Annotated in this window: 26 protein-coding genes; 14 read left to right on the forward strand and 12 right to left on the reverse strand. The window is 39.8% G+C overall.

Annotated features, from left to right (window positions below):
• Positions 1–219 precede the first annotated feature (219 nt).
• Positions 220–456, forward strand: a complete 237-nt coding sequence (locus tag MTF66_RS28870) for a YgjV family protein (protein WP_010387650.1) — start codon at positions 220–222, stop codon at positions 454–456.
• Between the two features lie 25 nt (positions 457–481).
• Here MTF66_RS28870 and MTF66_RS28875 read toward each other — a convergent pair whose 3' ends face one another.
• Entirely contained in the window at positions 482–2,170 is a 1,689-nt protein-coding gene (locus tag MTF66_RS28875; protein ID WP_138622552.1) for an amidohydrolase, read from the reverse strand.
• A gap of 177 nt (positions 2,171–2,347) precedes the next feature.
• Between MTF66_RS28875 and MTF66_RS28880 the strand changes: the two genes are divergently transcribed.
• Entirely contained in the window at positions 2,348–2,839 is a 492-nt protein-coding gene (locus MTF66_RS28880; RefSeq protein ID WP_010387653.1) for an energy transducer TonB, read from the forward strand.
• Positions 2,840–2,849: 10 nt separating this feature from the next.
• Here MTF66_RS28880 and MTF66_RS28885 read toward each other — a convergent pair whose 3' ends face one another.
• The 4 genes from MTF66_RS28885 to MTF66_RS28900 form a co-directional block, all read right to left on the reverse strand.
• Positions 2,850–3,086, reverse strand: coding sequence for a calcium-binding protein (locus tag MTF66_RS28885; RefSeq protein WP_010387654.1), 237 nt, complete (start codon positions 3,084–3,086; stop codon positions 2,850–2,852).
• A gap of 8 nt (positions 3,087–3,094) precedes the next feature.
• The gene (locus MTF66_RS28890) at positions 3,095–3,331 is read right to left on the reverse strand and encodes an EF-hand domain-containing protein (protein ID WP_010387655.1); all 237 of its coding nucleotides are present in this window, start codon (positions 3,329–3,331) and stop codon (positions 3,095–3,097) included.
• A gap of 155 nt (positions 3,332–3,486) precedes the next feature.
• Positions 3,487–3,714: a hypothetical protein gene (locus tag MTF66_RS28895; protein ID WP_008111149.1), complete on the reverse strand. Its 228-nt coding sequence runs from the start codon at positions 3,712–3,714 to the stop codon at positions 3,487–3,489.
• Positions 3,715–3,726: 12 nt separating this feature from the next.
• Positions 3,727–3,960, reverse strand: a complete 234-nt coding sequence (locus tag MTF66_RS28900) for an EF-hand domain-containing protein (protein WP_010387657.1) — start codon at positions 3,958–3,960, stop codon at positions 3,727–3,729.
• Positions 3,961–4,264: 304 nt separating this feature from the next.
• On the opposite strand from MTF66_RS28900, the gene MTF66_RS28905 reads away from it, so the two are divergent.
• From MTF66_RS28905 to MTF66_RS28925, 5 genes are read left to right on the forward strand one after another with little or no spacing between them, the layout of a single operon-like run.
• Positions 4,265–5,719: a HAMP domain-containing sensor histidine kinase gene (locus tag MTF66_RS28905; protein WP_131691595.1), complete on the forward strand. Its 1,455-nt coding sequence runs from the start codon at positions 4,265–4,267 to the stop codon at positions 5,717–5,719.
• Position 5,720: 1 nt separating this feature from the next.
• Positions 5,721–6,254: a hypothetical protein gene (locus MTF66_RS28910; RefSeq protein ID WP_054201834.1), complete on the forward strand. Its 534-nt coding sequence runs from the start codon at positions 5,721–5,723 to the stop codon at positions 6,252–6,254.
• 2 nt (positions 6,255–6,256) lie between these two features.
• Positions 6,257–7,606 (forward strand): sigma 54-interacting transcriptional regulator, encoded by a 1,350-nt coding sequence (locus tag MTF66_RS28915; RefSeq protein ID WP_138622502.1) that lies wholly within the window; start codon positions 6,257–6,259, stop codon positions 7,604–7,606.
• Between the two features lie 20 nt (positions 7,607–7,626).
• Positions 7,627–8,127, forward strand: a complete 501-nt coding sequence (locus MTF66_RS28920) for a DUF1543 domain-containing protein (protein ID WP_010387662.1) — start codon at positions 7,627–7,629, stop codon at positions 8,125–8,127.
• 35 nt (positions 8,128–8,162) lie between these two features.
• Positions 8,163–9,314, forward strand: coding sequence for a murein transglycosylase domain-containing protein (locus MTF66_RS28925; protein WP_075169762.1), 1,152 nt, complete (start codon positions 8,163–8,165; stop codon positions 9,312–9,314).
• A gap of 5 nt (positions 9,315–9,319) precedes the next feature.
• Here MTF66_RS28925 and MTF66_RS28930 read toward each other — a convergent pair whose 3' ends face one another.
• The gene (locus MTF66_RS28930; RefSeq protein ID WP_076918363.1) at positions 9,320–9,538 is read right to left on the reverse strand and encodes a hypothetical protein; all 219 of its coding nucleotides are present in this window, start codon (positions 9,536–9,538) and stop codon (positions 9,320–9,322) included.
• A 135-nt stretch (positions 9,539–9,673) separates the two neighbouring features.
• Here MTF66_RS28930 and MTF66_RS28935 point away from each other — a divergent pair, with 135 nt between their 5' ends.
• Positions 9,674–10,927, forward strand: a complete 1,254-nt coding sequence (locus MTF66_RS28935; protein ID WP_109874192.1) for a multifunctional CCA addition/repair protein — start codon at positions 9,674–9,676, stop codon at positions 10,925–10,927.
• A 41-nt stretch (positions 10,928–10,968) separates the two neighbouring features.
• Here MTF66_RS28935 and MTF66_RS38545 read toward each other — a convergent pair whose 3' ends face one another.
• The 5 genes from MTF66_RS38545 to pdsR form a co-directional block, all read right to left on the reverse strand.
• Complete coding sequence (locus MTF66_RS38545) at positions 10,969–11,100, reverse strand: hypothetical protein (protein WP_258306396.1); 132 nt, start codon at positions 11,098–11,100, stop codon at positions 10,969–10,971.
• 380 nt (positions 11,101–11,480) lie between these two features.
• Positions 11,481–11,684, reverse strand: coding sequence for a helix-turn-helix transcriptional regulator (locus MTF66_RS28940; RefSeq protein WP_054201830.1), 204 nt, complete (start codon positions 11,682–11,684; stop codon positions 11,481–11,483).
• Positions 11,677–12,159 (reverse strand): hypothetical protein, encoded by a 483-nt coding sequence (locus tag MTF66_RS28945; protein ID WP_138622498.1) that lies wholly within the window; start codon positions 12,157–12,159, stop codon positions 11,677–11,679. The genes MTF66_RS28940 and MTF66_RS28945 overlap by 8 nt, the downstream gene beginning before the upstream one ends.
• Before the next feature lie 726 nt (positions 12,160–12,885).
• A complete protein-coding gene (gene pdsS / locus MTF66_RS28950) occupies positions 12,886–15,021 on the reverse strand; it encodes a proteobacterial dedicated sortase system histidine kinase (protein WP_138622496.1) in 2,136 nt (711 codons plus the stop codon).
• Positions 15,015–15,710, reverse strand: coding sequence for a proteobacterial dedicated sortase system response regulator (gene pdsR, locus MTF66_RS28955; RefSeq protein WP_008111124.1), 696 nt, complete (start codon positions 15,708–15,710; stop codon positions 15,015–15,017). Before pdsR ends, pdsS begins: the two co-directional genes overlap by 7 nt.
• 228 nt (positions 15,711–15,938) lie before the next feature.
• Between pdsR and pdsO the strand changes: the two genes are divergently transcribed.
• Genes pdsO through MTF66_RS28970 form a run of 3 tightly spaced genes read left to right on the forward strand, consistent with a single transcriptional unit; the run spans position 15,939 to position 19,293 of the window.
• Positions 15,939–16,664 carry a sortase-associated OmpA-like protein PdsO gene (pdsO, locus tag MTF66_RS28960; protein WP_054201826.1) on the forward strand — a complete coding sequence of 242 codons (726 nt, stop codon included), beginning with the start codon at positions 15,939–15,941 and terminating at the stop codon, positions 16,662–16,664.
• A gap of 26 nt (positions 16,665–16,690) precedes the next feature.
• On the forward strand, positions 16,691–18,691 hold the full coding sequence (locus MTF66_RS28965; RefSeq protein WP_248529385.1) for a marine proteobacterial sortase target protein: 2,001 nt from the start codon (positions 16,691–16,693) through the stop codon (positions 18,689–18,691).
• Positions 18,688–19,293, forward strand: a complete 606-nt coding sequence (locus MTF66_RS28970; RefSeq protein WP_248529386.1) for a class GN sortase — start codon at positions 18,688–18,690, stop codon at positions 19,291–19,293. Before MTF66_RS28965 ends, MTF66_RS28970 begins: the two co-directional genes overlap by 4 nt.
• Here MTF66_RS28970 and MTF66_RS28975 read toward each other — a convergent pair.
• On the reverse strand, positions 19,188–20,147 hold the full coding sequence (locus MTF66_RS28975; protein ID WP_248529399.1) for a DMT family transporter: 960 nt from the start codon (positions 20,145–20,147) through the stop codon (positions 19,188–19,190). The two genes, MTF66_RS28970 and MTF66_RS28975, sit on opposite strands and share 106 nt — an antisense overlap.
• A 131-nt stretch (positions 20,148–20,278) precedes the next feature.
• On the opposite strand from MTF66_RS28975, the gene proB reads away from it, so the two are divergent.
• From proB to gltX, 3 genes are all read left to right on the forward strand, one after another.
• Entirely contained in the window at positions 20,279–21,382 is a 1,104-nt protein-coding gene (gene proB, locus MTF66_RS28980) for a glutamate 5-kinase (protein WP_033102848.1), read from the forward strand.
• A 106-nt stretch (positions 21,383–21,488) separates the two neighbouring features.
• Positions 21,489–21,848: a glutathione S-transferase N-terminal domain-containing protein gene (locus MTF66_RS28985; protein WP_008111110.1), complete on the forward strand. Its 360-nt coding sequence runs from the start codon at positions 21,489–21,491 to the stop codon at positions 21,846–21,848.
• Positions 21,849–21,898: 50 nt separating this feature from the next.
• Positions 21,899–23,383: a glutamate--tRNA ligase gene (gene gltX / locus MTF66_RS28990; RefSeq protein ID WP_008111109.1), complete on the forward strand. Its 1,485-nt coding sequence runs from the start codon at positions 21,899–21,901 to the stop codon at positions 23,381–23,383.
• Positions 23,384–23,428: the final 45 nt, after the last annotated feature.

The raw sequence follows: 23,428 nt of genomic DNA on the forward strand, positions 1-23,428 counted from the left end.
ATTAAGAATTTACGCTAACTTACCCACGCCGTTATTTATTTAATGGCGTTAAATGACCTTCATTCTACCGTGTAATGATTAAAAAATTGTGGGTAAAACCAGTATATTTTAAGGTTTTATTGGTAAGTTAGCTTTTTTATTTAAACTGCTAAGCAGCAGTTTTTAATAATGTACTAAAATTTAACTAGTAATATTAACCTAAAGCCTAGGAGAGAACAATTGAGTTGGGAATATTTAGGTTATTTAGCATCCGTTTTACTAGTTATTTCTTTGACCATGACCGATGTAACCAAACTGCGTTGGTTTAATTTATTGGGCTGTATTGCGTTTACTTTTTACGGTACAGCAATCGGTTCTGTACCGGTGGCATTTACTAATGGCTTGTTAGCTCTGGTCAATATATATCACATTATTAAGTTATATCGTCAGTCTAGGGCTGATACAAAAAAGGGTTAACTTTTAAGTTAACCCTTTTTTGTTTTTACTCAGGCTTTGCTGAATCTTTTTGGTAACGTAATTTACCTGCTATCCACGTTTGCAATACCTGAGTTTTATAAAGCTGCTCAATAGGCACTTTAAAGTAGTCTTGATCAACCAGTATAAAGTCAGCCCATTTACCTTGCTCTAAACTACCTACTTTAAACTCTTGATGCGCTGCATACGCGCCGCCAAGGGTAAACGCACGTAATGCATCTTCTCTGCTCAATACCTCACTGGCGCGCCAACCGTTTTCAGGCAGCTGATTATGATCCATGCGCGTTATCGCAGAATATAAACCATCAAATGGGTTCGCTAGTTCGACAGGGTAATCAGATCCCGCCGCAATCGTTGAACCTTGGTTTAAAAGTGTTTGCCAAGCATAAGCGCCTTGTAGTTGTTTGTCGGTTAAACGCTGCTCAGCCATATGCATGTCTGATGTGGCATGCACAGGTTGCATAGATGGAATTATTTTCAGGGTTTTAAAGCGCGGGATATCCTCTGGCGAGACTATTTGTGCATGCTCCATACGATTGCGCAGTAGTATGCCACCGGTTTGTTTAAATACATTTTGATAGGCATCTAGCACAATTTTATTTGCTCTATCGCCAATTGCATGCGTGTTAGCGCTAAAACCATTTTTAAAAGTCAGGGTAAATAATTGCTCTAGCTTTTGTTGGGTTTCAAGCATAAGGCCAAAATGGTTGGCTCTATCAGCGTATTCTTCAATAAGCGCAGCACCACGTGACCCTAATGCGCCATCAGCATAAATTTTTACACTGCGGATAGATAAAAAATCTTGTGAATCTTGATAACGACCGGCTTTAAGCATCATGTTTAAATCTGGGCTTGCTGCACTTAACATTGCTACAATTCTAAGCGGTAATGTACCTAACTCGGCGCGTTGTTTGTAAACTTGCCATGTGGTTTTATCAATACCTGCATCATGAGTTGAGGTAATGCCTAGGCTTAGTAAGTGTTTACCTGCGGCATCTAATGCATTACTGACCGATTGTGCAGACGTTGCAGGCATATGTTGAGTAACCAAGGTTTCTGCTTTATCAATAAAAATGCCGGTGGGCTTACCAAACTCATCTTTTATAATTTCTCCGCCAGCTGGGGCTGATGTATCAGCGTTAATATTGGCAAGTTCTAATGCTTTTGAGTTAACCCAAATGGCGTGACCATCTACTCGCGATAAAATAACAGGGCGATCGTTAACGACTTTGTCTAAGTCAGCGGCCGTAGGAAAGCGAGTATTTGACCATAGCTCTTGGTTCCAGCCTCGACCAATGATCCAACCTTTTTTATCTTTGGCAAATTCCTTGAGTTTAGCGGTTACTTCATCTACCGACTTTGCACCGCGCACATCAAGTTGCGACAAATTATTACCTAGCCCGATGACGTGTCCATGCGCATCAATGAGCCCTGGGAGTAGGGTTTTGCCTTTCGCGTCAATTAGGGTTGCACCCGGAAAGCTATTTTTCAAGCTGTCTGGACCTGTCTTAACTACTTTGCCATCTTTTATGACCAAGGTCGTAAACGTGTTTACTTCGCCATGGCGCATTTTTCCTTTATACAAAGGTGAGTAGCCATTAGCATTATAAATGACTTGAGTTTGTGCTATTGCCACGCTAGTGACGGCACAAAGGCTTGCTAGCAATATCGGTTTTATTAGTTTTATTAGTTTTATCAGTTGCATAAGACGCACATTGTTATTATTTGTACTATCACAGTAGCAAACTCAAATTTAGAATACCAATAAGACGATTTTTTGTTGATACAATAGCGTACCTATAGTAGGTTAAACAGTAATCATTTAAAAAATAAAAACTAATTAAAACTTAACTTTCATGCATAAGGAAACGCAATGAAACCACTTTACCTCACAATTCCGTTAACATTACTTCTCTGCGCATGTAGTGCAACATCACCTGAGAATAAGGTTGTTGAAAAAATAGACTATATTGATTTGTCAAGCGCAGAACTTCGTGATTCGGGAAAAGATTACTGGAATATTTTTAAAAGAGTGGAGCCTTTATACCCCATTGAAGCTGCTAAAAAAGGGCTTGCAGGGTGTGTTGAGCTCGTAACTATGATTAATCAGGAAGGAAAGGCGCAAGGCTATAAAATACTTTCTTCATACCCTCAAAAGCTATTTGATAAAGCAGCCGCAAAATCCCTCAATTTATGGAAATGGCTTCCGGCTGAAAATAATAAAAATAAACAACCCATTCTTACGCACATTAGAATGGATTTTATGCTCGAATCTAAAGACGTTAGTAAAAAATATTTGAAAAACTGCCCCCCCACCGAAGAAAAATTTTTGGTAAAAGGAAAAGTATATAAACGTACTTTATAACATATTTTCTTTATTTACTGGCGTACAAGCTGTATTCGCTTAATGACAATTGTGCGTCTTTATCACGGTCATAACTGCCAAAACGTGACCATAAAGCAGGATCACTGGCAGCTTCAGAACGAGTCAAAAAGCCATCTTGGTTGCGGTCAAGTTTTTCAAACTTTTCGGCAATATAACTGCTTGTTGCAAAACTCATACAGCTAAAAACAGTCAGTGTTAGTAAAATAATATTATGAAAAGGCTTCATATAAATGCTCAGTACAGGTTAGTGGTTAAGTAGTTTTTAAACTCAGTTAAAGAAATTCTGTTGTCTTGATTTTCATCCCAATTTGAAAATGAGTTTAATAGCTGAGGCTGAGCAGCAAGCTCGCTGTGGGTTAAATATCCATCATTATTTTTGTCCAAGTGGTCAAAGCGTTGCTTTACATCAAGTGCGAATGCACTTTGGCTGATAAAAAGTAAAGCACCAATAAAGGGAAGCAGTATTCTCATAGTTGGCGTTCCAAGGTGTATTTTAATTGCTGCAGTATTGAAAGAAAGCACTTGCCATAATTTAACTCCCAACATTAAATCCGTTTACACACTCCCTCAGGGATTATGGCAAATGCTTTTAACTCTATAATATAAAACTTAACTTGAATCTAAACTTAAGGTTTAAAGTTTTCGAACTCTTTTTTAGAAATCATCTCGTTATTGTCTTTGTCTAAATCAGTAAACTGCTTAAGCAGCTGCTTATCTTGTTTGGCCTCAGTGAGCGATATTTGGCCGTCCATATTTTTATCTAAATGCATAAAACGTACATTTAACGACGATGCCAATGCCGTCGCGCTAATAGCTAAAAATAGTAGCGAAAAAGCACCAATTAATTGTTTCATAAATATACTCCTTTATTTTACAAACTGTTTAAATTCATCGAACGATAATTGTCCGTCTTCATTCTTGTCTATTTGTGCAAAATTCTCATGCAGTAATGCATCTTCGCCGGCCTCTGCTTCGCTTAATGTACCGTTGCTGTCTTTATCTAGGCTGTAAAATGCTGTGTTCACATCAAGCGCAAATAAATGGCTACTTGTGAAACATAACGCTATTAAGGCAGTAGATTTTAAATAACCTTTAGTCATTCCTTGGCCTTTAAAAATTAATATTTATAAGCGTATTACAATTATAGTGCCATCTTTAATTTTTATTAAAAATCAATGGTTTAATTTTTTAACTTGTTTTTAATGAGTAATATTTACCGACGGTTGTGTGTTTTATGCAACATTTTCTTAGTTAGAATTTTTTACTATTTTTAAATCAAGTGTTTAACTTGTCGCAATTGTGCGACATTGCAACGGTTTTACTCTCAAAAATGTATTTGGTTCAGCGAGTGTATAAGTTGAGCGCTTAATAATAGAGCGCTTAAAAGTAGTAAAGGATTAGTGTATGCCTGCAATCATGGCTGAAAAATATAAAGCATTGGTAAACTGGCGTCCTAATTTGATTGGCCAGTTTGTAATGAGTATGCTGTTGTCACTTTTGCCTTTGTCTATTGTGGTTATTGTATTTTTAAATGTATTAAATAAACAATTAGCGGTCACACAGCAAATTGTCAGTAATAACTATCAAGTAACCAAGTCGTTTAATGCACTTAAACAAGAGCTCAATAGTTTAGAAAGGGCAACAAGGCAAAACTGGGTTTTAAAAAGCGATTCACTCGATAAACTTATCGTGGATAAATGGCAGTCATCGCTGGACAATATAAATGAGCTTAAACAGCTTTCTAGCAGCCAACAAAGTACTCAACAATGGCAACGGTTAACAGATACGCTAAAAGCAGCGCATACCAAACTGGTGGTTGAAGCTCGTGAGCAAGCAGAGTTGTTTGTGCCAATTAGTGAAATACTGGCAGATCTAACAATGTGGTTGCGCGAAACCAATGAAGCCAAAATCACTCAAAACCAAATTAAACTGACAAATTTACAAGCCTCCTTTATAAACTGGTTAGTGGCACTTACGCCTTTAACCTTACTTGTTGGCGGTGGGTTTTTATGGCGGATAAGTGGCCGTTTAAAAGGTTTAACCTCCGTTATTGATAAATTAGGCCAAGGAGATTGGCAGCAAAAAATATCAGTGCAGGGATCAGCTGAACTCATTGAACTAGGTAACAAGTTGCAGTGGGTGCAGGCGCAATTGCATATGCTAGAGCAGCAAAAAGATACGTTTTTACGCCATGTTACTCACGAATTAAAAACGCCTTTGGCCTCTATGGTTGAGGGCACTGAGTTATTAGCCGATGAAATTGTTGGGCCAATTAATAATGAGCAAAAAGCAGTGCTTGAGTTAATTAGTCAATCTATGGTGCGATTACGCACTATGATAGACAGCTTGTTAAGTTATAACGCGATTCGAACTAGTAAAGATAATGTTAGTGAAGTGGAATTTAACCAGCTAATAAAAAAGGTAAGTAATCATTTTGAACATAGGTTAAATGCACGAGAGCAGTCGCTTATTTGGCACAATAGCTTACCGACAGTTGCACTTAATTTACCGAGAGAATTAATTGAAATGATTTTAATTCAGTTAATCTCTAATGGTTTAAAGTTTTCCCAGTCAAATCAAGCAGTGTCGATTAGCTTAAGTTTAGAAAGTAATAGCTTAATTATACAGGTCGCTGATGAGGGCTGTGGTATTAAAGAGCATGAAAAAGAATATGTTTTTGGCGCTTTTTATCAAGGTAAACACAGTAAAGAGATTAGTCTTCAAGGCAGTGGTTTAGGCCTTACCATAGTAAAAGAGTCGGTTGAACAGTTACAGGGTAAGTTAACTATTGAGCATAATGAGCCGCAAGGCTGTCGATTTAACATTGTCATCCCCTATAAAAATAAAGGAGTTAAATAATATGTCTGCGCGTTTAATGGCTATTTTATGGCTAACCAGCAGTCTCGTTTTTTTATCTGGGTGTGAATTAACAAACACTCAAACACCAGCTAAACCTGAGCTAATAGCTCAAACTCAGCCCGATAATAAAAGCAACCAGCCCAATCCAAAGCCGCGGCCAAAACTAGATCTTATGTATCCGCCCGCAGCGCAAGTTATTGCATGGCATGCCCATCAGTGTGGTGGCTTTAAATTAACGCCTGACAATAAAACTTACTTAGGGGAGCAAGCACTTAAGGCATTTTTTAATACCGCATGCGTCAACCTTAGTCGCGACCCTGATACTGTTATGAGTCAATTGCTTAAGCTAGATCAAGCTTACTATTGGCCAGACGATATAAAACACTATTTATGGCTGCAAAAGCAGCAGGTATTAATGCAAATAAATGCAAAAAAACAACAACAAGCATTAAACGCTGAAATGCAAAAAACCTTATCGTCATTAGCTGCAATTGAACAGCAACTTTTATTACGTGAAGAAACCAAGGAGCAGTAACTATGTCAGTCACACTTCCATCAAGCGCTAAAGTGTTACTCGTTGATGACGATGCCAGCTTACTGCAGTTACTGGCAATTCGAATTCAATCAAAAGGTTATGAAGTAACAACCTGTGATAGTGGCATGAATGCATTACAAATACTTAAAAGCCAAGTATTTGATGCGGTGATCACCGATTTAAGAATGGATGAAATGGATGGAATGGCACTGCATCGACAATTGCAAAGCCGCTACCCAGCATTACCTGTAATTATGATGACGGCTCATGGTTCAATTCCTGATGCGGTAGAGGCGACTAAGCAAGGTATTTTTGCCTTTATTACTAAGCCAGTTGATAAAGATGAGCTGTTCGATAGCTTAGCTAAAGCCATAGAAATACATGGGGTGAATAATGATGATATTATTCCGCAAAGCAATATTGTTACTCGCAGTGGCGCTATGCTGCATTTGCTAGAGCAAGTTAAATTACTAGGCCCTACTCAGGTAAATGTACTTATCTCTGGTGCTAGTGGTACGGGTAAGGAGCTGCTTGCACAGGCAATTCATCAGCACAGCCATGTTAGTGATGGCCCATTTGTGGCTATTAACTGTGGTGCAGTCCCTGGTGAGTTATTAGAATCGGAGTTATTTGGTCACAAAAAAGGCGCATTCACAGGGGCGGTAAAAGATCACCAAGGCCTGTTTCAGCAAGCACAAGGGGGGACCTTATTTCTAGATGAAATTGGTGATATGCCGCTAAATTTACAAGTTAAGTTATTACGCGTGCTGCAAGAAAAAACCATTCGCCCAGTCGGTTTTCAAGAAGAAATCCCCATTAATGTGCGAATTGTTTCAGCGACCCATAAAAACTTGCCTGAAGCTATTAACAATCAAGAGTTTAGAGAAGATTTATATTATCGTTTAAACGTAGTAAACCTCAAACTTCCTCCGCTGCGAGAGCGCCGTGAAGATATTAGCTTATTAGCTAATTTTTTTAGCGCTAATATTGCAAAACGTATGGAGCAAAAAGAAAAACGTTTTGCAAACGATGCCATGCATGCATTGGTAAGGTATGATTGGCCTGGTAATATTCGTCAATTACAAAATGTGGTGGAGCAGGTGGTTGCCTTAACACCAAGTGACGTTATATCTGAACATTTAGTGCTTAGTGCGTTAAATAGCAATGAAAATAACGTTGAGCCACTTTCGCTTAACGACGCTAAAAAAGAGTTTGAGCGAGATTACGTTATCAATACCCTGAAAATGGCAGGGGGTAATGTGGCCGAAGGTGCCAAGCTTGCCAAGCGTAATCGTTCTGATTTTTATAAGCTGATTAAAAAGCATGAAATTGACGTAGATAGCTTAATGTAATTTTAAAAAAGGAAGTGAGCATGCAGTTATTTATGGTGTATTTAGGTGGGCGTATTCAAGGTTGCCACATAGAAATGCACGACGTACGTTTTGTGGTAGGTCAAAACATTGAGCAAACTTATAGCAAGCTTAAAAGTCAGTGGGTAGGCGACAAAAATAGCGTACACATGGATAGCTATATGGCGGTTAATCACATTGATGGTTATAAAGTCGAGGTAGTTGATAGTTATGTAGAGCAAAATAAGCAGCTTTATTTTGTTAACTTAGGTGCTTACAGAAGCGACTCACTAGCAGAGCAACACGACTTTGCTTTGTATGTTGCCAGCAGTAGTGAAGAAGCAAAACAGCGCGCTAAAAATGATTTACTCGCAGGGCTTAGCCATCTACATAAAGATGATTTACATGATGTTGATGATTGCTTTGCTATAGATTTACTCGATAGCCAGCTTAATATTAAACTAACCCCAAGTGGTCAAGCACAAACAATTAAACCTGACTGGTTTGGTTATCATGTATTATAATAAATGAGGATTTATTAAGTTTATTAGGATGTTGTGTGAAAAAGTATGCGTTTATACTTTTGCTAGTTGGCTTAAGTGGCTGTAAATCACTGTCGGGTTTACCGCCCGTTGTTGATTTAAATAAACTGGTAAAGCAAGTAAAAAACGATCCTACTGACGTGGTTGCAATTCACAAGCAAGCACAAAAAACACACCGTTCTATTAAGGCACAGGTTGGTAGCGTAAAACAGCTTTTAGCCGCATTAGAAAGCGTTGTTGGGCGCAAGTGGGGTAAACAAAACACTCAGCAACCTAGTGCCAAAAAATACGTAAAATACAGTAATGATTACCAAGCTCGTGCCATTATTGATTTTGAGCAAGGCACTGTAAAAGTAGAAACCATCGCGTTAAAAAATACAATAAGCTTGTTACAGCAGGCCATTGTTATGACCTTACTGACCTCTAGCGATCCCGATAAAACCGATATTTTTACCAGCGAAGCGCCAATTTTAGAAGGCGAGCCGTTTTTATACCAACAAGTGCTCGATCAAGATAAGTTACCCATAAAATATAGCTGGCGTGCTAATCGATTTGCGCGTTATTTAGTAAATAATAATTTAAAAAAGCAACGTCAATATGGGCACGTTATTTCGTCGGTTAGCTTTGATTTAGTAGAGCAAAATGCTCATTTAAGAAAGCAAAAGTACAGTGCTTATGTGCTGGCGGCTGCAAAAAAATATCAAATATCGGCAGCACTTATTTATGCCATTATTGAAACCGAAAGTAGCTTTAATCCACATGCGGTGAGCTCATCAAACGCCTATGGATTAATGCAAGTGATCCCGGCTACCGCAGGGCGCGATGTATACCAAAAAATAAAAAAAGTACCTGGGCAGCCAACCAAAGCAGTATTGTTTAATCCAAAATATAATATCGATATAGGCAGCGCCTATTTAAGTATTTTAAAAAATAACTACTTAAACAAAATTAGTACCGACAAAAGTAAGCACTTTGCCATGATCTCGTCTTATAACGGCGGGGCGGGTAATGTTCTGCGCATATTTAATAAAAATAGAAGTGTGGCGTTTTCACAAATAAATCAGCTTACTGCAAGCCAGTTTTATAATATTCTCACCACTAAGCACTCACGTGCGGAATCAAGACGCTATTTATACAAAGTCACTAAAGCAGAAAAAAACTATCAGTAACTTATTTACTCATCATTTTCTTGTTGTTCACTTTTGGCTGCCATTTTAAAGGCTATTATTACTAAGCCAAACATAGCAAATGGAATTGCAGCTAACAAATACTCAACCAAATGGCTATCTTGAAAATTAGCCTGTAGCAAGAAATGCCCTGCAACACACATAATAATAACCACCAAAAGGATGGGCAGTAACATAAGTTCTTTTTTTGCTGAGTGGTTTTTCATTCGCTGTTAGGTATTAAAAAATAATGCGCTATTGTAATGAGCTTAATAAAGCTTGGCAAACAACACAGATTTTTTAATGACTATTAGGTATGATTAACATCAAAGAAAAGCTTAAAAGTAGTGGTTGGGAATAAAGTGCAACAGAGTTTAAAGCAAGTTTACCTAGTGGGTGGAGCAGTGCGAGATAAACTGCTAAACATACAATCAAAAGATAATGACTATGTTGTTATTGGTGAAACGCCAGAGACAATGGAAGCACTCGGATTTTTACCCATTGGCAGCGATTTTCCGGTTTACTTACACCCAAACACTAAAGAAGAATATGCACTAGGGCGCACTGAGCGTAAAAGTGGTAAAGGTTATACCGGCTTTGTGGTGGATGCCAGCCCAAACGTAACCCTTGAAGAAGATTTAGCACGCCGAGATTTAACCATTAACTCTATGGCGCTAGACGAAAACGGCACTATTATTGATCCATTTAATGGTCAAGCTGATTTAAAAAATAAAATACTGCGTCACACCACCCAAGCATTTGTAGAAGACCCTGTTCGGGTATTGCGTATTGCTCGCTTTTTAGCGCGTTATGGTAGCGACTGGTCTATTCATCCAAGTACTACTGCATTAATGCATGAGCTTAAAAATAAAGGCGAGTTGGAACATCTAGTACCAGAGCGAGTCTGGCTTGAAACAGAAAAAGCGCTTGGCGAAAAACACCCTGAGCTTTATTTCCAAGCATTAGATGGGTTAGGTATTTTTCCTGAAATAGAACAGATGAAAAACACCCCGCAGCCGGCAAATCATCATCCCGAGGGCGATGTGTTTGTCCATACTATGCTAGTGCTTAGACGAGCAGCCGATTTAGGCTTTAACCTAGAAACGCGTTTTGCTGCTTTAACCCATGACTTTGGTAAAGCGCTAAGCTATAAAAAACGCGGTAATTTACGCGGCCATGAGCGTGAAGGGGTTGCTGTAGTTGAGGCGTTTTGTGAACGTTTAAAAGTGCCTAATCGCTTTCGTGATATAGGCGTGCTTACCAGTGATAACCATACACTTTGCCACACGCTTGAACAGTTAAGGCCGCAAACTATTCATAAATTAATCGTCACTAATTTAAATGCGCTAGTGCATCCAGAGCGTTTTATTGCTTTTACTCAAGCGTGCCAGTGTGATGCACAAGGACGAGGCGAAACGCTGGTGGATAAGCCCTATCCACAAGCCGCTAAATTACGTGCTATTCACAACGAACTACAAAAAATGGATAAAAAACAGATAGTGCAAGACGCGCTTAAAAGCGGCAAAAAAGGCCCCGAAATAGGCGAAACGGTCAAACAGGCAGAAATAGACTGCATTAAAGCGTTTTTAAGCGATGAGCCAAGTACGGTAAGCTAATTAGTGAAGATTAAATTAAGTACCGAGATACGCCTTATACCTTAAGAAGTGGTACTTTTTGAAGGTCGTTTACCTGAGTGTTGTGGTTTAGTTGCTTCAGGCTCAGCGTTTTTATCTGATTTATATAAACTAAAAATAAAGTCGAGCTCTTCTCGTTCAAGTGATGGCAACACGGCAAATCCTACTGCTGAATGAGTTAATATAGCGCCAGAGTATGTGAACCCGACTTAATTAAAAGTGAATGATTACAATTAATTAAATCGCAGTTGCTCATACCTTTAAAGCAACGACAAAACAATCAGTAAACTCCCAAAAAAAGAGTTGGATAACATTCAAAAGCTCATTGTTAGATTAATATCGTAGAATCTAATAAGCTATTTAAGGAAAATCTGTAGCTGTTTCTTACCATCCTTAAATGAGCTCGACATTTGTTGCGGTTTATTTAAGGATGGTAAGGGAGCAATATTTAAAGGCCTTTTTCTATTAAAAGCACCTAACTCATAGCTATTTACTGTTGTTGAGAGCATCTTCAAAGTCTATAGAGCCAGGAAGATTATTTTAAAGTAAATATTTGCTCTACAGAAATAGCGAAATAAGCCGCTATTTTTAGTGCAATAACCACCGACGGTGTAAAACGCCCGGTTTCTACTGTACTAATAGTTTTTCTAGAAACGCCTATGGCATCCGCTAACTCTTGCTGAGATATTTTATGCTGTAATCGAAGTTTGTGAATATGATTATCTAAATCTTCATTCATAAAGCTCTTCCTTGCCAAGTTGCCACAAAATTAATGTGCCATGTGTAGATGCTGCTAGGCAAAGCAATACTTGAAGTGCATCTGTGGGGTTGAAAGGGGCTATTAATTCCACAAACCACTTACTGTCGCCACTATATGCGAGAAATGCTCCGCCAATTACCATAATGTGACATGTAACGCGCAGGCTGAGCGAACTAACATAATCCACATACTCGTCGTTAAATTTATATGTCCAGAAACCTAGTTTTGATATGTGCTTAGCAAACTTCATGGATTTAGTACCTAACACAAGAAAATAGATAAAACTCGCAAATAAAGTTAAATCTACTAGCAAATATATAACTGAATCGGTTTTGCTGATGACTGTTGAAAGCAGCTCTGCTAACAAGAAAAACGCTAGAGCAATACTGGCTTTTCCAGTAATTGTTAAATATTGCTGTTCTTGTTCTGGTAGTACTGATATTGATTTTGCCATCTGTTGTATATCCCTTTTTAGTGACGACCAAATAATGTCGCGTTGTGTTTACTCCACTTAAGGTTTTCATGTGATACCTAAACACACCATATGTAACCTTCAGGTATCAATGATACCCAAAGGTTACATAAAGGCAACCTTTTTTTATTTTTTACTTGGGTTAAGTGATTATTGATTCAGTATTAAACTAATTCAGTCAGTAAAAACGCAAACTCGATTTAATTTTTTGGCAAGCCAAATCAGCCTTTCTCATCTACCACACCAAAATATTCCTGCTCAAGCGAAGATATCATCTATTCTACTGGTATGCGTTTAAGGGGAGGTAGGTAAAGTATATATGGCAAGCTTTAAAGTGTACGGTCAGTCTTTGCTTTTTCATCTTTTGCACTATTTAATGCCAAGTTAAGAGAGTACTTATTTTTATGGTGAGTTTTTGTATGGTGTATGGGTACTAAATCGTTTGATATCTACAGGGTATGTATTTGTAATTTTATACATTGGTCATATTTACTTAATTTTAAAAGTTATCAACTAGTACTTTCATTAAACTTTGGTAAAATAATGTGTTACGTTTTTATGCCCGTTTAACCCACTATTTTTCTGCTTTGCTCGTTGCTTTACTAATGTTTTTAATCGGTAGGTATTAGGCTCTTAGATTTAATTTAATCTTATTAGCCAGCCCCGCTAAATCAAGCTAAAACTAATTAAGACTAAAAAATCATTTAACTAATTTGCTAACGGTAAACTCACTGTAAAAGTGACCCCATTACCTTGAGCATTATTGTGCGCCGTTACTGTACCTTTGTGGTAATCACACACTAGTCTTACAATATAAAGCCCTAAGCCTAAATGCGGTTGTTGCTGCATTTGTTGGCTGCGCACCGATACCATAGAATCAAAAATATGTTCAGTAAGTCCCTCAGGCAATAAAGTACCTGTATTACTTACCGTTAATGTTGCTTTGCTTTCATTTTGCTTAAGGCTGACTTCAATTGCAGTGTTAGCTTCACTAAATTCCAAGGCATTATTAATTAGCTTATCGAGCAGTTGCGCTATAAATTCAGGGGCACCTTGCATTGGCAGTGTGCTTTGGCAAATGTTGAGTGTAAATAACTGGTTAGGATAAGTAAGCTGGTAGCCCTGCATACAGCCACTAATCACTTTTTGTAAATCAAACTGCTCTGGCTCATTACTTTGAATACTTTGCTCAAGGCGGGTAGCTTCGCTCATAGTGGTAATTATTTTCCCTAAGCGCTCAACCCCTTCGCTGGCACGTTCAAGGTATTTTTGACTCAGTTCACTTTGCTGCAAGCTTTGTAAGTTTTCAAGAGATGAACGGACAACCGCAACCGGTGTGCGCAGCTCGTGAGATAAGCGCGACGACATATTTTCTAAATAATCGGTATAGCCACCAAGTCGGCTCACTATATTTGAAAAGCTACGCGACAGGTCGCCAATTTCGTCATTGGCATCGCTGTAATTTATATGGCCCGTTACTCGTCCTTGCGCATCAATGGCTTGCTCTGCTGTATCTCGTAGTCGCCTAATACGGCTCGATATACGCGAAGCAAAAAAGAACAAAGTGACTGTGCCAATTAACATGACCGCTAAAATTACATTAAATAGCTTTTCCAGCGATTTATTACGCAGTGTACGCACGCCATTGGTGGTTTCTTCAGCTATAACTGCCCCAATAACTTTATCCTCAATCCAAATAGGATACGCAGCCGATAATATCACCGCTTTGTTATCGGGAGTGAGCCGCCACGACGAGGCCGGTTTGCCTTTAAGTGCTTTGGCTAAATGAGCGCCTTGCATTGAAGCTACATCGTGTAAGGTATCTATAAATTCATCTTCAGGACGAGTTAAAATTTTATAATACATAGGATGTAAATAGGCCTGTTCAAAGCGCTGCCACGCAGTTTTTGGCGCTTGATTTTTTAGCCCATCGGCCCATACGCCATCGGCATTCTGAATACTGCCCGATTGCGCTAATACACGGTGATGGTTATCGACCACCCATATGCGACTGCCGCTGTGTCCCATGCCTTTTAATATACGGTTTATTTCAGGGGAGGGCACCAGTACCGAACCTAAATCATTCGGGTTATTTAAGTTCGATGTAGACATAATACTAGGGGGTTGGTTTGGTTGTTTACTATCAACATCGGCAATGGCAAATCCCAGTTTATTGCCAAGCATACTCAAAGGAAAGCGCAGCTCAAGGTTGTAACCTGTTTCAGTTTGTTTAAAGAAACCCTGAATTTTAGTAAAAGGCATTTTACTGTTGGCATCAAATGCGTTGACCCAGCCATCTTGGCGCGGAGCAATAACATAAGTATTAAATTGCCCATCGGGGTTTTTTAGGCCAACTTTTACGTAATCGTTATTGGTAATGCTGAGGCTGTTTTTGGCACGGTATACTAAAGCATCGTCAGTGACTTTAAATACTGCATATAAGTAATTATCAAACTTACCTACCATGTGGCTAAATGATAAGTTGCTTAGCTGATGGTTATCATCGGCTGTTTGTAAGTAGCGTTTGTCATAAAGCCAAAATAGCGATTGGTAAGCGTCCCAGTCGCTGAGTTTGCCATCGAGTTGAATTGGACTCTTTAAATTATAAGCATAGAGATCGCGGCCTTTTACAACTTGATCTAAAAAGTTGGTTTGTTCGTCAAATAAAGCGGGGCGTTCGTGCAGAGCCGTTGCCAGTGCGCGTGTAGTACCTACTAGCGTTTTTTCTTGGCCTTGGCGTAAAAACTTTTCCATTTCCCATACGTATTCGTAGCCTAACCATGGCAACAAAAACAAAAAGCATGAAAGTAGAATAAATTTACTGCGTAGGCCAAATCTCAGCATGTGGGTTGCTCCCACCTGTAACCCATGCCATACACGGTATCAATGCAGTCAAACTGGCTATCGAGTGCTATAAACTTTTTACGAATGCGTTTTACATGAGAGGTAATGGTACTGTCGTCTACATAAATTTTAGCATCGCTCATTAACTCATTACGGCTTTTAACGTGGCCAGGTCGTTGGGCGAGTGAATGCAGCATCCAAAACTCAGTTACGGTTAAATCAACCAACTGTTGTTGCCAAAGCACCTGCATGCGTTGCGTGTCGAGTGTTAGTTGACCGCGAATTATTAATGCGTTGGCATCGGCGGGTTGCTCTAATGCTTCCATGCGGCGAAATAGCGCACCAATACGCGCGGCTAAATGCGCTAAGCTAATATCTTTGGTTAAGTAGTCATCGGCGCCCATGCGCAGGCCGCATACGGTGTCTATTTCGCTGTCGCGAGCGGTTAAAAAAATAATTGGTAAGGTTTTAGAAAGTGAACGCAAAGTTTGGCACAGTAAAAAGCCGCCATCTATTTCATGGCCTAAGCCAATATCAACAATGGCTAAATCGGGGAGTGCTTCTTTAAAAGCTACTTCTGCTTGAGGGCGGTTTTCATAACCACTTACCTGATAGCCTTGAGCGCTCAGCATTTCTATGTAGTTTTCGCGAATGGCAGTTTCATCTTCAACGATAGCTATTTTTTTCATTTTTATTAATTACTCATATTGACTTAGACGCACTATAACGAAGTTTTTGTGCTAAGTAAGGTTAAAAAGGCAATTGCCATTTTTTTGCCACAATTGCTCAGCAGTTTGCCATTTTTACTCCCCTTTATTGCCACTTCACGGTGTTTTAATACAGCTATTGAAATTATCAATACAACGCAAGTGCCAACCAATAGCTTGCCAACCATTATTAATAGTAAGGAATAGACCATGAAGAAAACATTAATCGCACTCACACTTGTTAGCACTTTTTGTACGCCAGTATTTGCTGCGGATACCCCATCAAAAGAAGCAAAAAAAGAAACAATTGTTGGCCTGAGCACCGGTGCCATTATTGGTGGTGTTGTTGGTGGGCCAATCGGCGCGTTTGTAGGCGCATTTGCTGGTGGTTTGATTGGCGATGCCAAGGTGGCTGAGCAAACCATTGCTGAGCAGCAGCAAGCTTTAACTGTAATGGCAGAGAAAACCAACGACTACCAGCACGTACTTAATCATAACAGTCACCTAGAGGCGCAACTTGAACTACTGGCGCAGCAAAATGAGCAATTAACTCAATCGCAGCTTAATAATTTATTGGCAATGACAGTGCAATTTAAAACAGGCTCTAGCGATATTGCTCCACATTTTGCCAAGCAGCTTGATCAATTGGTAGCGTTATTAAAAAGCCAACCGCAACTCGCACTCGATTTAAGTGGCTTTGCCGATCAGCGCGGTGCAGAGCAAGCAAACTTATTACTTTCAAAAGCCAGAGTAAACGCCGTACAAAGTTACTTAATTAAACAAGGTGTAAGCCATACACGTTTAAGCGCACAAGCATTTGGCGAGCAACAAAGCATAGCAAATAGTAACACCCTCGAAGATAACTTTTTTGACAGACGCGTTACCCTGACTACCCGTGCGCTTAATCAAACGACTGATCAAACAGCAAGCAATTAATCGCAAGGCGTTCGATGGAGTGATTTATGTTGAGTAAACCCACCAAAGTGCTTACCAAGGTAAGCCTTTTTATTTTTATTATTATCGTGCTTTTGGCCAGCTTTAAAAGCCATGCACAGTCGCCAAAACTATCTTTGTTTGATAGCCAAGGAGTGGCGGTTAACCCTGGGGTTATTTTAAAAAGCGATGCAAAAATGACCCTAACAGGGCTAATTAATCATGTTGTAGTAACGCAGCACTACATAAATGAAAACCCTTTTGCCGTAAATGCACGTTATGTATTTCCTTTACCCGGTGAAAGCGCCGTGCAAGCAATGACCATGCGCATTGGCGAGCGAGTTATCAAAGGTAAAATAGCAAAAAAACGCCAAGCTGAAAAACAGTACCAAGCTGCCAAAAAAGCAGGCAAACAAGCTTCATTGCTGCGACAGCAGCGTGCAAATATGTTTATTACAAATGTGGCAAATGTAGGGCCAGGAGAAGAAATAGTTATAACGCTTGAGTATCAAGAGATTATTGATTACCAACACGGAACCTTTGCGATTCATTTTCCAACCACAATTACGCCACGCTATCATGCAATAACAGGGGAAGTTAACGATGAACAAGATAAGCATGCGATAAAAAGCGCTAATGCACCTTTGTTCACTCCACAGGGTTGGTTAAGCCCTGTTTACACAAAACAAACCAATGAGGCGACAAATGCCAGCGATTTAAGCTTAACAATTAATATGGATATAGGCTTAGAATTGGTTGATATAAACGCTAAGTACCATCAAGTTAATATTGAAAACCCTGCATTTGGGCAATACAGCATTGTGCTAAAACCACAGCAAGCCATAAATAGAGACTTTGTACTTGAGTTTAAGCCACTACAAATAGCGCAAGCGCAAGCTGCACTTTTTACTCAGCAAGCACAAAATGGTGAGCAGTATGCGTTAGCAATGCTAATGCCGCCAAGCGATAGTTTTACTCAATCTCAGCGTTTACCGCGTGAAATGGTGTTTGTAGTTGATACCTCGGGATCTATGCATGGGCAGTCTATTGAACAAGCTAAAAAAGCGCTGTTTTACGCATTATCATTATTAGATAGTGATGATAGCTTCAATATTGTCAGTTTTAATAATGAGGTTGCAGCCATGAGTGAGACTCCATTAATTGCCAGTGACTTTAATTTACGTCGCGCAGAGCGTTTTATTTATAACTTACAAGCCGATGGCGGAACTGAAATAAAAGGCGCACTTGATGCAGTACTCGATGGTGCGCAGTTTGAAGGGTTTGTGCGCCAAGTGGTATTTTTAACTGATGGTAGCGTAAGTAACGAAGATCAATTATTTAAACATATTGCGCATACCTTAGGTGATAGCCGTTTATTTACCGTGGGCATTGGTAGTGCGCCTAACCGTTATTTTATGCGTCGTGCCGCTGATATAGGTAAGGGAACTTACACCTTTATAAGCAGTGCTCATGATGTGCAGCCGAAAATGCAGCAGTTGTTTGATAAACTTGCTCATCCGGCTATGACTAATTTAGCGTTAACAAATACAAATGGAGACAGCTTAGATTTTTGGCCCTCACCTTTGCCTGACCTATATTTTGCTGAGCCTATTATGGTGGCTATTAAATTAGACAATACCGATGCAATTACTTTTACGGGGCAAACGGCGCATGGGGAGTTTAAGGTTAAGCTTAATCCGCAAGCAAGTTCAAAAGCCACTGGAATTGATAAGCTTTGGGCACGTCAAAAAATAAAGTCGTTATTGTTATACAACCAACAAAGTGTTGTAAAACAGCAAGTGCAGCAGCTCGCGCTTGAGCATCAATTACTTAGCCCATTTACTGCGTTTATTGCCATAGAAGAGACCACTATTAAAGAAGTTGCTAAACAAAGCACACAAGTGGCTAATACTATGCCACAAGGAATGAGTATGCGCTTGCCGCAAACTGATGGGCAAAGCAAAGTGCATATTGTGTTTGGAGTATTACTGCTTCTAGGTGGTCTTTTGTTAGTGAGGCGCTGTAAATGAAAAAGTGGCTAAGCATAGGTTTACTAGCCTTGGGGCTGAGCTTGTTTGGCCATGGTGTATACATGCAGGCAAAGGCGTGGCTTGCACAAGTGTTAATAGAGCAAGCTTGGCAAACGACCCTTAAATCGCCCAATAAAAAAATTAAGCCGTGGTTTTATGCTGATAGTTACCCCGTGGCACAAATAATATGGCCAAAGCATAATAAACGACTAACCGTGCTTGATGGTGCAAGTGGTAGAAACTTAGCGTTTGCGCCGAGCCACTTTTTACCAGCTGGGGATTTAGGTGGGGCTGATTTTGGTAACTCGCAAGGAGCACTTATTGCTGGCCACAACGATACCCACTTTGCGTTTTTAAAAAACGCTAAAGTGGGGGAGCAATTTTCTCTACAACTTAAAAATGGCCAAATACAGCATTATTCAGTAACACACGTTGAGGTAATTCATCAGCACAACACCGATTTTTTGCAGCAATCAGGGTTGTATTTATTAACCTGTTACCCTTTTGATTCACTGGCCTCGGGTACCGATTTAAGATGGTTAGTGTCGGCAGAAATATTCTCACCCGAAGTTGAGTTAGGAATATCAACCACTAGTTCTTGATGGCGTTGGCTAATCATTACGCCTATAAACACCACAAATATGCTGATCCACTGCCCAAGAGTTAGTACTTCGTTGAGGATAATGGCTGACAAAATTAAAGTGAAAATAGGGATTAAATTAGAATAAGCCGCGGCGGTTAATACCGACACTTTACTAATCGCATAGTTGTACATGCCGTACCCACCCAAAGTAACACAAGAGCCTAAGTACAATATGCTCATTAGTGCGGTTAAATCGTGTTGGTTTTCACTGGGTAGGTCAATAAACAGTAAAAACGGAGCAAAAAACAAACTACCACTCACGCCTTGCAGAGCAATCAATGTGAGTGGGGAATAACGGTTAGCTAAATGTTTTATACACACGGTATAAAATGCCGCGCACACCATGGCCATTAATTCTAAAAAATTTCCCAGTAATGGGTTTGGGGCTTGGCTTGAACTCGGTGAGAGCAAGGTAAGTAAAATACTGCCGCCAATACACAGCGTAAAACCCACTACAATAGCTCTACTAATATGCTCTTTGAGCATGAAAAACGCTAAAAATGCCACAATAATGGGTAAACAAGAAACAATCACCCCCGCCTGAGACGCTGAGGTATATTCCATTGCGTGGCCTTCAAATAAAAAGTACAAGCAAGGCTCTGCCAGCGACATGCCTAATAAGTACTTCCAATCGCCTTTTAAATATTCAAAGCGAATTACGTAACGCCATAAACATAACGAAATCAGTAAAGTGGTGAGCATACGTAAAAATATCACCAAGGCAGGGTCATAAATCGCAATCGCGTATTTAAGTGCAATAAAGGAGCTACCCCACAAAAAGGTGGCAATAATTAAACATAAACTGGCAGGCATAAGGTGTAATTTAATCGGTTGAATATATTGCGATCCTAGCATGCAGAGGGGGTGATTGAATATTTTTTACTTGTTCAAAAATACCGAACTGGTATAAATAAATTCATCATTTATTGCGCTAAGTAAAAAACATGCAAAGGGATCAGGTCGTAGTTGTAAAGCTAGGTACAAGCGTACTCACTGGCGGTACCGATAAGTTAGACAAAGCACATATGGTGGAACTTGTTCGCCAATGCAGTGAGCTAAAAAAGCAAGGTCATCACGTTATTTTAGTATCAAGCGGTGCGGTTGCCGCAGGTCGCGAACAGCTATTAAAACCCTGTGGGCGCACATTAATAGACAAACAAATGTTGGCCGCCATTGGACAGGGGCAGCTCATTCATATTTGGCAAAGCTTATTTGCGTTGTATGGCATTAACGTCGGGCAAATGCTACTAACGCGCGCGGATGTTGACGACAGAGAGCGCTATTTAAATGCACGCGATACCCTCAATGCCCTATTAAATTACGATGTAGTGCCGATCATTAATGAAAATGACGCAGTTGCTACTAGCGAAATAAAAGTAGGTGACAACGATAACTTGTCGGCATTGGTGGCTATTTTAGCCAATGCCGATAAATTGCTGCTACTGACCGACCAACAAGGGTTATTCACCAGCGATCCGCGCACCGACATTAACGCCACCTTGATTGACGAAGTTACCCATATTAATGATGAGTTACGCCAACTTGCGGGTGGCAGCGGTACGAACCTAGGCACAGGGGGTATGGCAACCAAATTACAGGCCGCAGATATTGCCAGAAGAGCTGGGGTTGAGGTGATTATTGCCAAAGGCGCTGATGAAAATGTGATTTTAAAATGCATGAGCGAGCAATTACCAGGCACCCGTTTTTTAAAACTTACCGCGCCTAAAGATGGTCGAAAAAAATGGTTATTGGCAGGGCCTAAAAGTAGTGGCCAAATTTTAATTGATGCCGGTGCGGTGCATGCATTGCAATCTAAGGGGGCTAGTTTACTTGCTAAAGGCATTACGCGTGCAATAGGTGAATTTGAACGTGGAGATTTAATTAACTTAATTGATGTAAACCAGCAAATTATTGCACGCGGGTTAACTCGCTTTAGCCATCTTGAAATCGATAAAATAAAAGGCGCACACTCTAATCAAATCAGCCATTTACTTGATTACGATAGCGGCGTGGAAGTGCTACACAGAGATGATATGGTGGTGTTGTAATTAAGCACTTTTTTAACGATATAGCGCAACGTATAATCCGCTTATAGTGTTGCGCTTTTTTGTGTTAAAATCTTGCACCTTAAATTTGTTGTAAAGAGTATTGAAGATGAAATTAGTTCGCTGGGTTTTAGGTTGTATCATCTTATTTTTTAATTTTGTTTTTACGCCGCGTAGCAAAAAACGTGATCCGCAAGAGCAAACTAAGCTTGATCAGCAAACCGCACAATTTAAGCTCTATCAATTCAAAGCATGCCCTTTTTGTGTAAAAGTGCGCCGTTCAATTAAGCGTGAAGGCTTAAAAATTGAAACACGCGATGCAAAAAATGATGAGCAATACCGCCAAGAGCTATTAGAGCAAGGCGGAAAAGTTAAAGTACCTTGTTTACGTATTGAGCAAGATGGCCAAGTAAAATGGCTTTATGAATCAAACGATATTATTGCTTACTTAAACAAAGTAGCCGCTTAAAATATTTATTGGTATTTCATACCATCTCACTTATTAAAAGAGACATTACCATGACAATTCGTACCCGTGTTGCTCCGTCGCCAACTGGTGACCCGCATCTTGGCACCGCTTACATTGCCTTATTTAACTACTGTTTTGCTAAACAGCAAGGCGGTGAATTTGTACTTCGTATTGAAGATACTGACCAAGTTCGCAGCACACCAGAATCTGAACAAGCCATCATGGATAGCTTACGCTGGTTAGGCCTTGAATGGGATCATGGTCCTGATGTAGGTGGTGAGTTTGGTCCATACCGTCAATCTGAGCGCAGTGATTTATATAAAAAATACGCTCATCAGTTAGTTGAAGACGGCAAAGCATTCTACTGTTTCGCAACCAGCGAAGAACTGGACCAAATGCGTGAAGAGCAAATGGCCGAAGGTCTGCGTCCTAAATACGATGGTCGTGGCTTAAACCATACAGAAGACGAAATTAAAGCAAACCTAGCTGCTGGTAAACCGTACGTTATACGTATGAAAATCCCAAGCGAAGGTACCTTTAAGTTTAACGATTACCTACGCGACGAAATTGAGATCCCGTGGGAAAACGTAGACATGCAAGTGCTATTAAAAGCGGATGGTTTTCCAACGTACTTTTTAGCTAACGTGGTGGATGATCACCATATGCAAATTAGCCACATTTTCCGTGGTGAAGAGTGGATAAACTCAGCGCCTAAGTTATTAAAACTGTATGAAGATTTTGGTTGGGAAGCACCGGTACTAGGTCACTTACCATTATTGCGTAATCCAGATAAATCAAAACTGTCTAAGCGTAAAAACCCAACGTCTATTAATTACTACAAAGAAATGGGTTACTTACCAGAAGCGGTACTAAACTACTTAGGCCGTATGGGTTGGTCAATGCCTGATGAGCGTGAAAAGTTCACCCTTAATGAAATGATTGAACATTTTGACATGAAGCGTGTATCGCTTGGTGGCCCAGTATTCGACGTAGACAAGTTAAGCTGGTTAAACGGTATGTGGATCCGCGAAAACTTAACTGATGCAGAGCTAATGCAGCGTTTTGTTGACTGGAAATTTAATGGCGACATGCTGGCTAAAGTCTTACCTGAAGCTAAAACGCGTATAAATACACTCTCTGACATGGTTGATTTAGCAGGGCACTTTGTAGGCGGCATCCCGACCTACGACCCAGCGCTATTAACAGCCGGTAAAGCTGACGAAGATGTTATTCGCCAAGCATTACAATTTTTTGTATGGCAGTTAGAAGGCTTACGTAGCTTTGAAAAACCAGCTATTTTTGCAATTGCAAAAGAAGTCGCTACCTTCCACGAGCTTAAAATTAAAGACTTCTTAGAGCCTATATTTGTGGCTATTACCGGCAAAACATCGTCTACCTCGGTATTAGATGCAATGGAAATTTTAGGGTCTGACCTATCGCGTGCACGTTTACGTGTTGCGCTTGCCCATTTAGGTATTTCTAAAAAGCAGGCTAAAAAGATAGAACGCGCATACCGTGATTATCCAAGTGCGTAATCGCGTATACAGATTCAAAAGCCGCTTAATTTAAGCGGCTTTTTT

The organism is Pseudoalteromonas sp. 2CM39R, from assembly GCF_023161845.1.